The 15,968-nt window shown below is 62.3% G+C and carries 10 protein-coding genes; 7 read left to right on the forward strand and 3 right to left on the reverse strand.

Going from position 1 to position 15,968, the window contains the following annotated elements; all coding sequences use genetic code 11:
* Positions 1-19: 19 nt before the first annotated feature.
* From HHL24_RS17435 to HHL24_RS17450, 4 genes are all read left to right on the forward strand, one after another.
* Complete coding sequence (locus tag HHL24_RS17435) at positions 20-388, forward strand: MliC family protein (protein ID WP_169486676.1); 369 nt, start codon at positions 20-22, stop codon at positions 386-388.
* Between the two features lie 258 nt (positions 389-646).
* Positions 647-2,299: an acetolactate synthase large subunit gene (locus HHL24_RS17440; protein ID WP_169486677.1), complete on the forward strand. Its 1,653-nt coding sequence runs from the start codon at positions 647-649 to the stop codon at positions 2,297-2,299.
* 99 nt (positions 2,300-2,398) lie between these two features.
* On the forward strand, positions 2,399-3,835 hold the full coding sequence (locus HHL24_RS17445; RefSeq protein WP_169486678.1) for an aldehyde dehydrogenase family protein: 1,437 nt from the start codon (positions 2,399-2,401) through the stop codon (positions 3,833-3,835).
* A 490-nt stretch (positions 3,836-4,325) separates the two neighbouring features.
* Positions 4,326-5,813, forward strand: a complete 1,488-nt coding sequence (locus tag HHL24_RS17450; protein WP_169486679.1) for a DEAD/DEAH box helicase — start codon at positions 4,326-4,328, stop codon at positions 5,811-5,813.
* Positions 5,814-5,928: 115 nt separating this feature from the next.
* On the opposite strand, the gene gluQRS is transcribed toward HHL24_RS17450, so the two are convergent.
* Together gluQRS and HHL24_RS17460 are read right to left on the reverse strand one after the other, a co-directional pair.
* Positions 5,929-6,813, reverse strand: coding sequence for a tRNA glutamyl-Q(34) synthetase GluQRS (gene gluQRS, locus HHL24_RS17455; protein WP_169486680.1), 885 nt, complete (start codon positions 6,811-6,813; stop codon positions 5,929-5,931).
* A 26-nt stretch (positions 6,814-6,839) separates the two neighbouring features.
* On the reverse strand, positions 6,840-7,703 hold the full coding sequence (locus HHL24_RS17460) for a sulfurtransferase (RefSeq protein WP_169486681.1): 864 nt from the start codon (positions 7,701-7,703) through the stop codon (positions 6,840-6,842).
* A 274-nt stretch (positions 7,704-7,977) separates the two neighbouring features.
* Between HHL24_RS17460 and dnaE the strand changes: the two genes are divergently transcribed.
* Entirely contained in the window at positions 7,978-11,556 is a 3,579-nt protein-coding gene (gene dnaE, locus HHL24_RS17465; protein ID WP_169486682.1) for a DNA polymerase III subunit alpha, read from the forward strand.
* A 202-nt stretch (positions 11,557-11,758) separates the two neighbouring features.
* Here dnaE and HHL24_RS17470 read toward each other — a convergent pair whose 3' ends face one another.
* Positions 11,759-12,520 (reverse strand): glycosyltransferase family 2 protein, encoded by a 762-nt coding sequence (locus HHL24_RS17470; protein ID WP_169486683.1) that lies wholly within the window; start codon positions 12,518-12,520, stop codon positions 11,759-11,761.
* A gap of 175 nt (positions 12,521-12,695) precedes the next feature.
* Here HHL24_RS17470 and msbA point away from each other — a divergent pair, with 175 nt between their 5' ends.
* On the forward strand, positions 12,696-14,489 hold the full coding sequence (gene msbA, locus HHL24_RS17475) for a lipid A export permease/ATP-binding protein MsbA (protein ID WP_169486684.1): 1,794 nt from the start codon (positions 12,696-12,698) through the stop codon (positions 14,487-14,489).
* A gap of 417 nt (positions 14,490-14,906) precedes the next feature.
* On the forward strand, positions 14,907-15,950 hold the full coding sequence (locus tag HHL24_RS17480; RefSeq protein WP_169486685.1) for a glycosyltransferase family 2 protein: 1,044 nt from the start codon (positions 14,907-14,909) through the stop codon (positions 15,948-15,950).
* Positions 15,951-15,968 lie beyond the last annotated feature (18 nt).

The following is a 15,968-nucleotide window of genomic DNA, read 5'->3' on the forward strand; positions in this document are numbered from 1 at the left end:
ACAACGATCGAGGCATCTCATGAAGAAATGGCTTGTTGCAGTCACTATGGGAGTGGGTCTCGCGGCGCTGTACGGCAATGCATGGGCCGCGCCGTTGAACCTCGCCGAGATTCAGGCCAAGAATCGCCAGACGCACAAATACACCTGTGCGACCGGCAAGATTCTGCAAGTGACCTACTGGAACACGGCGAACGGCCAAAGCTTTGCGCTCGTCCCTGTAAAAGGCCAGCAACTGCTGTTCGTCAACACGATATCGGCCTCCGGCGCGAAGTATCAGGCCGGCAGCTACACCTGGTGGACCAAGGGCCCGCGCGCCGACCTGTACGACGCGACGGACGGCGAAAACGCCCCGCCGATGCTGTCCGACTGCGTCACCATCAATCGCTGAGCATGATGCGTCGTCTTTCTTCAAAGACGCCGCCTGCCTCACCTTACGTTTGCTTCTGCCTTGCGGCGCTGCCCGCCTGCGCGCATCCTTTCCGTTCGAGTAGTAAGCTGTCCGGCATGGCATCCGCTGTACCGACCTGCCATGCCGCGCGCCGCACGCGTCGCGTTGGCCGTCTTTGTCGTCGTCTTCGATCGTCCGATACCGGACCTCAACGGGCGGGCTCATGGCCCGCGTCCGTTTCATCAAGCGAGACCCTCCATGAAAGCATCGGACCTGTTCGTCAAATCGCTGGAAGCCGAAGGTGTCGAGTACGTGTTCGGCATCCCCGGTGAAGAAAATCTCGATCTGCTCGAATCGCTGCGCCGCTCGAAAATTCGCCTGATTCTTACGCGTCACGAACAGGCAGCCGGTTTCATGGCCGCCACGTATGGGCGTCTGACCGGGCGCACCGGTGTGTGTCTGGCCACCCTCGGGCCGGGCGCGACCAACTTCGTGACCGCCGCTGCGTATGCCCAGTTGGGCGGCATGCCGATGCTGATGGTGACCGGACAAAAGCCGATCAAGTCGAGCAAGCAGGGGCATTTTCAGATTGTCGACGTGGTGCGGATGATGGAGCCGCTCACCAAGTACACGCGGCAGATCGTCTCGATCGCCAACATTCCAGCCGCGGTGCGCGAGGCGGTGCGTCAGGCGGAAGAAGAGCGGCCTGGCGCCACGCACCTCGAATTGCCTGAAGACGTCGCGCACGAAGAAGGCGACGGCCATCCGATTCCGAAGAGCTACAGCCGCCGTCCAGTCGCCGAAGAAAAAGCGGTGGCGCGTGCGGTCGAGGCGATCACGAAGGCGAAGCATCCGTTGCTGATGATCGGCGCGGGCGGCAACCGCAAGACCACCACCAAGATGTTGCGCGAATTCGTCGACCAGATCGGCATTCCGTTTTTTACGACGCAGATGGGCAAAGGCGTGATCGATGAATCACACCCGATGTGGCTCGGCAACGCGACCTTGTCCGACGGCGACTTCGTGCACCGCGCGATCGACCACGCGGATTGCATCATCAATGTCGGCCACGACGTGATCGAAAAGCCGCCGTTCTTCATGCGCAGCGGCGATGCCGGCGAGAAGACGGTGATTCACGTCAACTTTCTCGGCGCGGAAGTCGATACGGTGTATTTCCCGCAGATCGAAGTGGTCGGTGACATCGCCAACGCGGTGTGGCAGCTCAAGGAAAGTCTCAAGGAGCGGCAGGAGCACTGGGACTTCACGCGCTTCAAGGAGATCAAGCAGCACTTCGAAGCGCATCTGGTCAAAGGCCAGCACGACGACCGTTTCCCGATGTACCCCGTGCGGATCGTCAACGACGTCTACGAGACCACGCCGGTGGACGGCATCGTGTGTCTGGACAACGGCATGTACAAGATCTGGTTCGCGCGCTACTACCGCGCGCACGAACCGAATTCGCTGCTGCTCGATAACGCGTTGGCGTCGATGGGCGCCGGCTTGCCGTCCGCGATCGCGACCAAGATCGTGCACCCGGACCGCAAGGTCATGGCGGTGTGCGGCGACGGCGGCTTCATGATGAATTCGCAGGAGCTGGAAACGGCAGTGCGTCTGAAGCTCGATCTGGTGATCCTGATTTTGCGCGACGACGCGTTCGGCATGATTCGCTGGAAGCAGGAAAACATGAACTTCCCGGACTACGGCATGACGCTGAGCAACCCGGATTTCGTCGCGTATGCAGAGAGCTACGGCGCGAAGGGTCATCGCATTGAATCGGCCGCGGAATTCGCGCCGCTGCTGCGCGAATGTTTCGCAACGCCGGGTGTGCATGTGATCGATCTGCCGATCGACTACTCGGACAACGAGCGCGTCCTGAATCGCGAGATCAAGCGGCTCTCCGCACAACTATGAGCGCAACGGTGATGGACGAAACAGCCACGAGCGGCAGCGGGGCATAGCCCTTGCTCGCTGCATGGCGGATGTCAGGTATTGGATCAAGGAGAACGCGTCATGTTGAACAAGACTTACCCGTACTACCTCGCAAACGTTGCGGTGGCCGCCAACACCGATCTCGAAGTCACGGATAAATTCAGCGGCGAGGTGGCGACCCGCGTGGCGATGGCGGACGCGACGGCGATCGACAAAGCGATCGGCTATGCCGTCGAGGCGATGCCGGCGTTGCGCACGTTTCCGCCGTTCAAGCGCCAAGCCGTGCTCGAACATTGCGTGAAGCGGTTCCGCGAGCGTTACGACGAACTGGCGCTTGCGCTGTGTATCGAAGCCGGCAAGCCGATCAACGACTCGAAAGGCGAGGTCACGCGTTTGATCGATACGTTCAAGGTGGCGGCTGAAGAGTCGGTGCGCATCGACGGCGAGATCATCAATCTGGAGATTTCGCCGCGGGCGAAGGGCTATCACGGCTATGTGAAGCGTGTACCGATCGGTCCGTGCTCGTTTATCTCGCCGTTCAATTTTCCGCTGAACCTGACTGCGCATAAGGTCGCGCCGGCGATCGCGGCGGGCGTGCCGTTCGTCTTGAAGCCGGCAAGCCGCACGCCGGTCGGCGCGCTCATTATGGGCGAGATTCTGGCGGAAACCGACTTGCCGAAAGGCGCGTTCTCGATTCTTCCGGCCCATCGCGACGGCGCTGATCTGTTCACCACCGATGAGCGTTTCAAGCTGCTGTCCTTCACCGGCTCGCCCGCGGTGGGCTGGGAACTGAAGAAAAAGGCTGGCAAGAAAAAGGTAATTCTGGAGCTGGGCGGCAATGCGGCGGCGATCGTCGATGGCGATCAGGGCGAGAAGCTCGACTACGTGGTCGACCGGCTGGCGTTCGGCGCGTTCTATCAGTCGGGGCAAAGTTGCATCGGCGTGCAGCGGATTCTGGTGCATGCGAAGGTCTACGACGCGCTGCGTGAGAAGCTGATCGCGAAGACCAGGTCGCTTGTCATGGGCGATCCGAAGGACGAAAAGACCTTTGTCGGGCCGATGATCTCCGAATCCGAGTCCAAACGCCTCGCCGGCTGGATGGACAGCGCGGTGCAGGCTGGCGCGAAGATCGTCGCGGGCGGCAAGGTGGAAGGCGCGATGTTCGAGGCCACGCTGCTCGAAGGCGTGAAGCGCGACACCGATCTCTATCGCAAGGAAGCCTTCGGTCCGGTGGCGATTCTGGAGCGTTTCGACGATTTCGACGCCGCGCTGGCCACCGTCAACGACAGCGACTTCGGCCTGCAGGCCGGCGTGTTCACCGACTCGCTCGCCCATGCGCACCGCGCATGGGATGTGCTCGAAGTGGGCGGCGTGGTGATCAACGACGTGCCGTCGTTCCGGGTCGACAACATGCCTTATGGCGGCGTGAAGGATTCCGGACTCGGGCGCGAGGGCGTGCGTTATGCGATCGAGGATATGACCGAGATGCGCTTGATGGTGATGCGCGAGACGTGGTGACGGGGCAGTGCGGCGGCGCATGACGATGATGCGGTCGCCTTCCGGGTCTTCGCGTCTTCTTCGGGTATTCGGGGCTCAGTCGTGGTGTGCGCTGTCCGTGCACCCGCGTCGGACATCCTGCGGCGGGGTTGGGGCGAACCGGACTGTCATGCATCTGTCGCACGTGCGCACTACGCTGCGTGCGAGGCGTTCCGACCCTCGCTGGCTGTCTTCCGGAGCCGGCGCGGACGGCCCGGTGAGCGGCTCGCCGGCCGGCTTTCGTCTGCGTAAGCAGAAAGCCGGCAGATGCGCCATGAGTGTTTTTGCTGAAGTGCTACAATACCGGCCTTTCCGGCGGGTGTTTCCGCCGGCCGGAGCCGGCCGCATTTTTTCCCGTAATACTGACGGGTCCCGTGCGGAACGCCGTGGCTCCGCCTTCATCCTGATGCCCTCTGCGGTTCCGACCGCTGCCGCGCGCACCGCGCCAAGCGCATTTTTAGCGAAAGCCACCATGTCCGACACAGCCGTCACGCCCAGCACTGCGACTTTTGATCAATTCGGTCTCGCGCCCGACATCCTGAAAGCCGTCAAAGAATCGGGCTACACCATCCCTACGCCGATCCAGGAGCAGGCGATTCCCGTCGTGCTGGCCGGCCGTGACATGATGGGCGCCGCGCAAACCGGTACCGGCAAGACCGCGAGCTTCTCGCTGCCGATCATCCAGCGTCTGCTTGCGCAGGCCAGCACGAGCGCATCGCCCGCCCGCCATCCGGTGCGCGCGCTGATCCTTACGCCGACCCGCGAACTCGCCGACCAGGTGGCGGCGAACGTGCAGTCGTATGCCAAGCACACGGCGCTGCGCAGCGCCGTAGTGTTCGGCGGTGTCGATATGAATCCGCAGTCCGAGCAGCTGCGCCGCGGCGTCGAAATTCTGATCGCCACGCCGGGCCGTCTGCTCGATCACGTGCAACAGAAAACCGCCAACCTCGGCCAGGTGCAGATCCTCGTGCTCGACGAAGCCGACCGGATGCTCGACATGGGCTTCCTGCCGGATCTGCAGCGCATTCTGAACCTGCTGCCGAAGGAACGTCAGACGCTGCTGTTTTCGGCCACGTTCTCGGGCGAAATCAAGAAGCTTGCCGCCACGTATCTGCGCGACCCGCAGACGATCGAAGTCGCGCGCAGCAATTCGACTGCGACCAATGTGACGCAGATCGTTTATGAGGTCGCCGAGGGTGACAAGACCGGCGCTGTCGTTAAGTTGATTCGTGACCGCGGCCTCAAGCAGGTGATCGTGTTCTGTAACAGCAAGATCGGCGCGAGCCGTCTGGCGCGGAGCCTGGAGCGCGATGGCGTAGTGGCCACTGCGATTCACGGCGACCGTACCCAGAACGAACGGATGCAGGCTCTGGATGCGTTCAAGCGTGGCGAGATCGAGGCATTGGTGGCGACTGACGTTGCCGCGCGTGGTTTGGATATTGCCGAGCTGCCCGCCGTGATCAATTTCGATCTGCCGTTCAATGCGGAAGATTATGTGCACCGGATCGGGCGCACCGGGCGTGCTGGCGCGTCGGGCGATGCGTTGTCGCTGTGCAGCCCGAATGAGCGTAAGCAGCTTGCCGATATCGAGAAGCTGATCAAGCGGCCTTTGGATGTGCAACACCTGACTGTGGACACGCCGGTGCGGCATCACCATGAAGAGCGTCCGCCGCGGCGTGAGCGTGTTGATGGCCGTGCAGAGGGTCGTGACGAGCGGGGCGGTCGCCGGCGTTCAGGCGCTTCGTCCTCGGGTTCGTTCGATCGGCCGCATCATCATCGCGCGCAGCCTGTGGATGATTTCTTCCTCAAGCCTTATGAGCCGTCGGCGGCTTCCGTTCGGAAAGTTGAAGAGGCGGCCGCCTCTTCCGCTGCGGCTCCGCAGAAGTCTTCTTCCAAGCAGCCGTTGGCTGCGCTGCTGGGTGGGTTTGGGATGCCGAGGAAGTCGCCTTCGTCTTCCTGATTTTGGGTTTTACCAATCAGTCTTGTTGTTTTTGGTGTTTCCGATTTTTGCGTTTCTTTCCGAGCGGTTTATTAGCGCTGCCTCTGTTCGGGGCGGCAGCGACTTCTTGCTGTAATCAAATTCGTGCGCTCATGCGCGCTGCCCATGCTGCCGTCGCGGCAGCATAAAAACCCTCCAGCGTCGCATGCGCGGTCCCGTCTAGTTCAAGACCCAGATGACGCGCGGCTGCGCTCAGCGCTTCAAGCGGGTTGTCATTGTCTAGCGCGGTTGCGCCATTTTGCTTGCTGAGTTTTTCGCCCTGTTCGTTCATCACGACAGGTACATGCAAATACTCCGGCGTCGAAACGCCCAGGCAACGCTGCAGGTAGATCTGGCGAGCAGTTGAATCCATCAAGTCCGCGCCTCGCACAATGTGCGTAATGTCCGCGTCCGCATCGTCGACCACCACCGCCAGTTGGTACGCCCACTGGTCGTCAGCTCGCCTCAGGACGAAGTCGCCGACCTCGGTGGCGAGGTTCTGCGTCTGCTTGCCCTGCCAGCGGTCTTCGAATGTGATCGCCGCCGCATCGCCGTCGGGGACGCGTAGGCGCCATGCGCGCGCGGGTTTGCCGTGCAAGCCGCTGCGGCAGGTGCCGGGGTAGGCGAGCGTGGTGTTGCGCGCGTGCGCATTCAATAATGAATCGGCGATCTCCTTGCGCGTGCAGCCGCATGGATAGATCAAACCGGCAGCCTTAAGTTGATTCAGTGCTTCCTGATAGCGCGCGATGCGGCGGCTTTGCCAAACCGGTGGCGCGTCCGCATGCATGCCGAATCGTTCGAGGGTCGCCAGAATGTCCTCGGCCGCGCCCGGGACGGTGCGCGGACCGTCGATGTCTTCAACACGCACAAGCCACGCACCGTCATGGGCGCGTGCGTCCAGCCAGCTTGCAAGCGCGCTCACCAGCGAGCCGAAATGCAACGGCCCGGTAGGCGACGGCGCGAAACGTCCACGATAGGTCATCGATCAAATGAGTGAGATTGCTCTCATCACGCGGCGCGCGCCGCCTTGCTGTCCGGATGGCACTCCGGACACGTCTTGCCCGCGACGTACATTGGCGATTGTTGTGCCTCGGGCGTCACCACCGCGCGGCAGCCGAAGCATTGCGCCGTTGCGGTCGGCTCCAGTTGCGGATTGAGCGCGGTGCGGTAGTCGAACACGAAGCAGTCGCCGTGATAATGCGCGCCGCCGACTTCCTCGAAATACTTCAGGATGCCGCCTTCGAGTTGGTACACGTTTTCGATGCCAACTTCCTTCATGTGGATCGCAGCCTTCTCGCAGCGAATCCCGCCCGTGCAGAACGACACCACCGTCTTGCCTTCGAGATCGGCGCGGTTTTGCTCGATCACTTCCGGAAACTCGCTGAATTTCGTAATGCGGTAGTCGAGCGCGTCGTCGAACGTGCCGACGTCCACTTCGAATGCGTTGCGGGTGTCGAGCATCACGACGGGGCGGCCTTCGTCGTCATGGCCGCGGTCGAGCCAGCTTTTCAGCGTGGGGGCGTCGACGAACGGCGCGCGGCCGAGCTCGGGGCGGATCGCCGGCTTTTTCATCGTGATGATCTCGCGCTTGAGCTTGACCAGCATGCGGGTGAACGGCTGCTTGTCCGACAGGCTTTCCTTGAACTGCAGATTGACGAACTTGCCTTCGAACAGCGCGTCGTGACGGATGTAGTCGATGAACGCGTCCGTGGCTTCGCGAGTGCCGGCAACGAACAGATTGATGCCTTCCGGCGCCAGCAGGACGGTGCCGCGCAAGCCGAGCGTATTGCAGCGCTCGGTGACGAGCGGGCGCCATGCGGCGGTGTCTTCGATAGTCGCGAAATGATACGCGGCGAGATTAACGATACTCATGTGTGTCCAGCGGTAAGAAGTGCGCGGCGGCGCGGAAAATGGGGCGCATTGAGCTGCCCGCATCAGGTTCCATGCGGCGCGGCCACGTCGAATAGGGCGAAACTCGTATTATCCCTCAAGCTGGCGCTTCGTCCGACTCGGCCGAATGGCCAGTCTATGGCGGCAGCGCAAATTGCCCGCAAAACATCGGCGTATGGCGCTCTCGCGTTGCGCTCCTAGGCCGAACGGCTAACGCGCGGTTTTGGCCTGAAAACTCCGGAAGGGTGGAGTTACAATGTCGCCCATGTCAGATCCCCGCTTCGTTCATCTCCGCGTCCATTCCGAATTCTCGATTGCCGATGGCATCGTGCGTCTTGACGACGTCGTCAAGGCCGCCGCCAAAGACGGTCAGGGTGCGCTCGCCCTTACCGACCTCGGCAACGCGTTCGGCCTCGTCCGTTTCTACAAGGAAGCCCGCGGCAAAGGGGTCAAACCCATTGCCGGCTGCGACGTCTGGATCACCAATCCGGACGACCGCGACAAGCCTTCGCGTTTGCTGCTGCTGGTCAAAAATCGGCGCGGCTATCTGAATCTCTGCGAACTGCTCAGCAAGGCATCGCTCACCAACCAGTATCGCGGCCGCGCGGAAGTCGAAGCCGGCTGGCTCGAATCCGGTCTGGGTGAAGGCCTGCTCGCGTTGTCGGGTGCGCAACAGGGCGACATTGGTCTCGCGTTCGCCGCCGGCAACGAAGAAGCGGCCAAACGCAACGCTTTGCATTGGGCGAAGGTGTTCCCCGGCGGCTTCTATATCGAACTGCAACGGTGCGGCCAGCCAGGCGGCGAGCAGTACGTGCAGCAGGCGGTTGCGCTCGCTGCATCGCTGAAATTGCCGGTGGTGGCCACCCATCCCATGCAGTTCATGACACCGGACGATTTCACCGCGCACGAAGCGCGTGTGTGTATTTCCGAAGGCGATATCCTGGCGAATCCGCGCCGCTCGAAGCGCTTTACGTCCGAGCAGTATTTCCGCACGCAAGAAGAGATGGCGGGGCTGTTCGCGGATATTCCGTCGGCGCTCGCCAATAGCGTCGAAATCGCCAAGCGCTGCAACCTGACCCTCGAACTCGGCAAGCCGAAGCTGCCGCTCTTTCCGACACCCGACGGCATGTCGCTCGACGACTACCTCGTGCAATTGTCGAAAGAGGGCCTCGAAAAGCGTCTCGAACAGTTGTACCCAGATGCGGCCGAGCGTGAGACGCAGCGCGAAACGTATTACCAGCGCCTCGAATTCGAGTGCGGCACGATCATCAAGATGGGCTTTCCCGGCTACTTCCTGATCGTTGCGGACTTTATTAACTGGGCCAAGAACAACGGCGTGCCGGTCGGGCCGGGCCGGGGGTCGGGCGCAGGTTCGCTGGTCGCGTATGCGCTCGGCGTGACCGACCTCGATCCGCTGCGCTACAACCTGCTGTTCGAACGGTTCCTGAATCCGGAACGGGTCTCGATGCCCGACTTCGACATCGACTTCTGTCAGCACGGCCGCGACCGTGTGATTCAGTACGTGAAGGAGAAGTACGGCGCGGACGCCGTGTCGCAGATCGCAACCTTCGGCACGATGGCGGCGAAGGCAGCGGTGCGGGATATCGGCCGCGTGCTCGATCTCGGCTACATGTTCACCGACGGCATCGCCAAGCTGATTCCGTTCAAGCCTGGCAAACACGTCACCATCGCGGACGCGATGAAGGAAGAGCCGCTGCTGCAGGAGCGCTTCGACAACGAAGACGAAGTGCATCAGCTGCTCGAACTCGCGCAGCGCGTGGAAGGCCTCACGCGTAACGTCGGCATGCACGCCGGCGGCGTGCTGATCGCACCCGGCAAGCTGACCGATTTCTGCCCGCTCTATACGCAGGGCGACGAAAGCGGCGTCGTGAGCCAGTACGACAAGGACGACGTCGAGGCCGTCGGCCTCGTGAAGTTCGACTTTTTGGGTCTCACCACGCTGACGATTCTGGATTGGGCCGAGCGCTATATCCGCCGTCTCGATCCGTCGAAGAAAGACTGGTCGCTCGCGCAAGTGCCGCTCGACGACGCGGCGTCGTTCTCGATCCTGAAGAAAGCGAATACGGTCGCCGTGTTCCAGCTGGAAAGCCGCGGCATGCAAGGCATGCTGAAAGACGCCCAGCCTGACCGTTTCGAGGACATCATCGCGCTGGTCGCGTTGTACCGTCCGGGCCCGATGGACCTGATCCCTAGCTTCTGTGCACGTAAGCACGGCCGCGAAGTGGTGGAGTATCCGGATCCGCGCGTCGAATCTGTTCTGAAAGAGACCTACGGCATCATGGTCTACCAGGAGCAGGTGATGCAGATGGCGCAGATCATCGGCGGCTACTCGCTCGGCGGTGCCGACTTGCTGCGCCGCGCGATGGGTAAGAAGAAGGCCGAGGAAATGGCCGAACACCGCGAGCTGTTCCGCCAGGGCGCCGCGAAGAACGGCCTGACCGGCGACAAAGCGGACGAAATCTTCGACTTGATGGAGAAGTTCGCGGGCTACGGCTTCAACAAGTCGCACGCGGCGGCGTATGCGTTGCTTGCGTACTACACCGCATGGCTGAAGGCGCACCATCCGGCCGAATTCATGGCGGCGAATATGTCGCTCGCTATGGACGACACGGACAAGGTCAAGATCCTGTTCGAGGACTGTCTCACGAACAAGATGGCCGTGCTGCCGCCGGACGTCAATCTGTCGGCGTACCGGTTCGAGCCAGTCGCGGAAGCGGATGGCAAGCGGTCGAAAACAATCCGCTACGGTCTCGGCGCGATCAAGGGCAGCGGCCAGAACGCGATCGAAGAAATTATCCGCGCGCGCGAAGAAGGTCCGTTCATCGACATCTTCGACTTCTGCAACCGGGTCGACCGCCGGATCGTCAATCGCCGGACGGTGGAAGCATTGATTCGCGCTGGTGCGTTCGACACGCTGCACGCGAACCGCGCGCAGTTGATCGCCTCCGTCTCGCTGGCAATGGAAGCCGCCGAGCAGGCCAGCGCCAACGCGATGCAGGCTGGCCTGTTCGACATGGGCGATGCGCCGTCGCAAGGTCACGAACTGGTCGACGAGCCGGAATGGCCGGAAAAGAAGAAGCTGCAGGAGGAGAAGGCCGCGCTCGGCTTCTACCTGTCGGGCCATCTGTTCGACGCGTACAAGGACGAAGTGCGTCGTTTTGTGCGCCAGAAAATCGGCGAACTGAAGGAAGGACGCGACAAGCTGGTCGCCGGCGTGATCGCGTCGCTGCGTACGCAGATGACCCAGCGCGGCAAGATGCTGATCGCGCTGCTCGACGACGGCACCGGCCAATGCGAAGTGACGGTCTTCAATGAGACCTTTGAAGCGCACAAGCAACTGTTCAAGGAAGACGAATTACTGGTGGTGCAGGGCCAGGCGCGTAACGACGCATTCACGGGCGGCATCCGCTTCACGGTCGATACGGTGATGGACCTCGGCCGTGCGCGCTGCCGTTATGCGGAAGCCGTGAAGGTGCAGATGAACGGTAACGCGGACGCGTTGGCGTTGCGTCGCGTGCTGGAAGCGCATAGCGCGGGCAAGGACGAGCCGCAAGCTGCGCCCGCGCCGGCGGCGTCATCGCGTGGTGGCAGTGGCGGCGGTGGTGGCCGCAACGGCGGCGGCTATGGCGGCGGTGGTGGCCAGCGTCAGGCTGTGCAGATTCCGAACGGCCTCGCCGTGCAGGTGGTTTATCGCAGCGAGAATGCACAAGGTGAAATGCGTCTGGGCGACGCGTGGCGCGTAAAGCCGACCGACGAATTGCTCGCGGCGTTGCGCGGTGAGTTTGCCGGAAGCTCGATCGAAATCGTTTATTGATGGCTAGTTTGCCCGCGCGGATAGCATCGGTCGCGCGGGCAAAACCGATCAATTTTCGTGGCCCAGATGCTATGGTTGCTCATGCCAGGCGTATTGCCGCTTGACCGTTGCTAGCGAATGCGGTGCGGCGACAGTGAGCAGTCGTTCCGAAAACGGCTCAGCAACGGGGCCGAGCGCCCGGGCTGTCAACGAGCCTTGGCCTCTAGCGCCGCGTCGTCTCCCCCATTCGCGCCAGCTTCAAAAACCGGTAGTACACCGTTTCCGCGTTGAACACCGCGATCATGAAACCCGCGCGGCCGTCGAGAAATCCACGCCGCAGCACATAGGTCCGCACGAAGGCCCAGGCGCTGCGCCCAAGCGCTTTGCCAAAACTGCCGCGCTTGCCTGCCGCGTGACGTTGCTGCGCACCCGCTGTCGAATACGCGTCGAGCTTGCGCAATACGCCTTCGAAGTCCTCGTAGGAGTAGTGCATCAGCTTGCCGGCCAGACGCTGCGACGGTGTGTCGAACACCAGGCGCTCGTGCACGAGGTCGTCTGAAAAACGCGCGGCGCCACGTTTGAACAGGCGCGGAATCCAGTCCGGATACCAGCCGCTGTGGTGAATCCAGTGGCCGCAAAAGCTCGACAACCTGTCCACCGCGTACACATCGGCGGTGGGAGCGGCCAGCGCCGCGCGGATCGCCGCAGCCAGTTCCGGCGAGACGATCTCGTCGGCGTCGAGCGAGAGAATCCAACTGGTGGTGAGTGCGTCTACCGCGCGGTTCTTTTGCGGACCGAAGCCCGGCCAGTCGGTTTGCTCGAGCACGCGCGCGCCGTGGGCTCGAGCAATGTCCGCGGTACCGTCGGTGCTGCCGCCGTCGATCACGACGATCTGATCCGCGAAGGCCACGGCCTGCAGGCATTCGGCCAGTCGCGCCGCCGCGTTTTTAGTGATGATGGCGACGCCGAGGGTGGTTTCTTGCATACCTGATTTGGGTGGAACGTGCAGGGTGTCGGAATGGGTCGCGCAAGTATACAACCCGCCCGATCCATAACCCCCGGCCGCGATCCCCAACCGTTTACAATGCTGTTTTTTGATATTCCGCGCGTCAGGCATCCGCCCGCTGTGCGGATGCCGTCCCGCATTCTCAGAGGATTCCTTGAGCGCGAAGCCAACGTTAAGCAAACCCATCGGTTCAGGTGAGGCATCGTCGCCTGCCGTCGTCTTTCGGCGCTTGTGGCCTTATATCAAGCCGCTGATGTGGGTGGTGGTCGGTGCGATCGTCGCAATGGCCGTGAGCGCCGGCACCGACGCAGCGATTCCCGCGTTGCTCAAACCACTGCTGGACAAGGGCTTCGGCGCCCACGCCAGCGACAACGCCAAGTGGTTCGTGCCGGTTGCGGTCATCGGCCTTGCGCTGATTCGCGGCGTGTCGCAATACGCGTCCGGTTATCTGCTCGCCTACGTGTCAAACAAGATTCTGCTCGAACTTCGCCTGAAGATGTTCGATCGCATGATCCACACCAGCGTGGCCTTCTTCCAGCGCGAAACCGCGAGCACGGTGATCAACGCGATCGTCTTCGAGGTGAACCAGATTCTCAACGTGCTGTTGAGCGTGATGGTCACGCTGGTGCGCGATTCGCTGACAGTCGTCTTCCTGCTCGGCTACCTGTTCTATCTGAACTGGCGCCTGACGCTGATCGTCGCGGTGCTGCTGCCTGGGATCGGCTGGCTGGTCGGCAAGATCAACCGTCGTTTGCGGCGCCTGAACCGCGAGCATCAACTGCTGACCAATGAACTGTCGTACATCGTCGAAGAGACGGTGGGTGGCTACAAGGTCGTCAAGGTCCACAACGGCGAGCAGTATGAGACGGATCGCTTCACGGCGATGAGCAAGCGTCTGCGCGGCTACGCCATGCGCATGACTGTCTCCGGCGGCCTCGCGCAACCGTTGACGCAGTTCCTGTCGTCAATCGCGCTCGCCGTGGTGATTACGATCGCAGTGGTGCAATCGTCGTCGGATCAGACAACAGTCGGCGGCTTTGTGGCGTTCGTCACGTCGATGCTGCTGATCATTTCGCCGCTGAAGCACCTGATGGACGTGAACCAGCCGTTGCAACGCGGCATGACGGCGTGCGAGCTGATTTTCGGTCTGATTGACGAGCCGTCCGAACCGGAGGGCGGCGGCAAGCCGCTCGACCGCGCCCGCGGCGAAGTGGAATTCCGCGACGTATCGTTCACTTACGGCAGCAATGCCGCGCACAATCGCCACACGCTCGACCACGTGTCGTTCAAAGTGGCGCCGGGCGAAATGGTCGCGCTGGCGGGCCCGTCGGGCAGCGGCAAGACCACGCTGGTGAACTTGCTGCCGCGCTTTTTCGATCCGACCGGCGGCGAGATTCTGGTCGACGGCGTCGCGCTGCCGGAATACAGCCTGCACGCGCTGCGCAGCCAGATCGCGATGGTGAGCCAGGACGTGGTGCTGTTCAACGACACGGTGGCCAACAACGTCGCTTATGGGCAGACGGCCGATCCGGACAAGGTCAAGGCGGCGCTGCGCGCGGCGAACCTGTGGGATACCGTCGAGGCAATGCCCAATGGCATCGATACCCTGGTCGGCGACAACGGCATGATGCTCTCGGGCGGCCAACGCCAGCGTCTGGCGATCGCGCGCGCGATCTACAAGGACGCGCCGATCCTGATCCTCGACGAAGCCACCTCGGCGCTGGATTCTGAATCCGAACGCCACGTGCAGGCGGCGCTGGAAACCTTGATGAAGGGCCGTACCACGCTCGTGATCGCGCACCGTTTGTCGACCATCGAACGGGCCGACCGGATTCTGGTGATGGAAGCAGGGCATATTGTCGAGCGCGGCAGCCATCGCGAACTGCTGGCGCAAGGCGGGCTGTACGCGCATCTGCATCGCATCCAGTTCCAGCAGGACGCAGCCTGATCAGTCTTGGTTTGGCCTGATTCGGCTTGTGCCCGGCCTGCTGGCTTGACCCGGCCTGATTCAACCTGATTCAACCTGATTTGCCGAATTCAGTTTGATCCAGCCCCGATTCGGGGTAATCGAGCCCGATTCGGCTCAATGTGCCCGAGTCCGGTCGGATCTGGCCAAATTCCACGCATGTCGACATAACCGGCCGGGCGGCGCCACGGCAGGCGCCTACCGGCCGCTGCCGGCAGGCAATCCCGGCATCTCCCGCGCTTCGCACCCGCTCCCTTACAAACGCTTGTTTCGTCGGCCTTTTTAGTTCGCTTTTTCGGGATAGTGTTGTGTTTTAGTCTCAGTTTATTGCGCTTTTTTTACACTAAACGCATGCTTGGCGGCCTGCGACCGGATTCCGCAGAGGAGAACCCATTAGCGATGCATCACGACGACCCCACCGGCAAGCCACTCGTTTCGATTGCGCTTGCGACGTATAACGGCCGCACCTATTTGCCCGAACTTCTGGCTTCCCTGGAAGCGCAAAGCTGGCCGAATCTCGAGGTGGTGGTCTCCGACGACGCTTCCACCGACGGTACGCCGGAATTGCTGGCCGCATATTCCGGCCGCGTGGCGGTCCGCTTGGTGGCAAGTGGGGAACGCGTGGGCATCGTGCGCAATTTCGAGCGTGCGCTGGCAGGCTGCCGCGGCGAATATGTCGCGCTGGCGGATCAGGACGACGTGTGGGCGCCTGAAAAGCTCACTGACCTGATGCGCGATCTGCAAGCCGTGGAAAGCGCCCGGGGTATCGCCACGCCGGCCATGGCGTTCTGTGACATCGAGTTGGTGGATGCGACGCTGTGCCGTCTGTCGGCGTCGCTCTTCGATATCACGGCGAAGTCGCGCCGCGCCGAGCGTCTGCGGGATTTTCTGCTAAGCAACCATATCCCCGGCTGCGCCATGCTGGTCAACCGCGCCGCGCTCGACCGCGCGCTGCCGTTTCCCGCCGGCATTGTGATGCATGACTGGTGGCTGGCGATGGTGGTGGCGTCATTCGGCGAGATCCGTCACGTGGCGGCGCCGCATCTGAAGTATCGCCAGCATGGGAGCAACGCGGTCGGCGCGAGTGCGACCAATCAGCGGTCAGTGGCCGGTGCGCGCGACGAATGCAAGGGCAAAGCGGCCGAGCGGCGGGGTGCCAGCAAGCGGCGCCAGATCGACGGCATCGCGGATCAGATTCAGTTGTTCGGGCGGCGTTTCGGGGCTGAACTGCCGCTCGACGCGCGCGACGATATGAACGCGTTTTCGCGCGGTATCGAAAACTGGCGCGGCGCGCTCGAATTCGTGATGTTCAGCCACACCGGCGAGACCTTCCTGCGGGCGATGAAGATGATGCGGCGCTTGCGCAAGAGTCTGCTGAGCTTCGGCGTCGAGGCGCAGCAGCCGTTCGGCCGTCGGCTGCGTCGGCGGCGCAGCCTATCGTAGAGCATGTAAAGCGCCTCG

The organism is Paraburkholderia polaris (assembly GCF_012927345.1).
Classification (GTDB): Bacteria; Pseudomonadota; Gammaproteobacteria; order Burkholderiales; family Burkholderiaceae; genus Paraburkholderia; species Paraburkholderia polaris.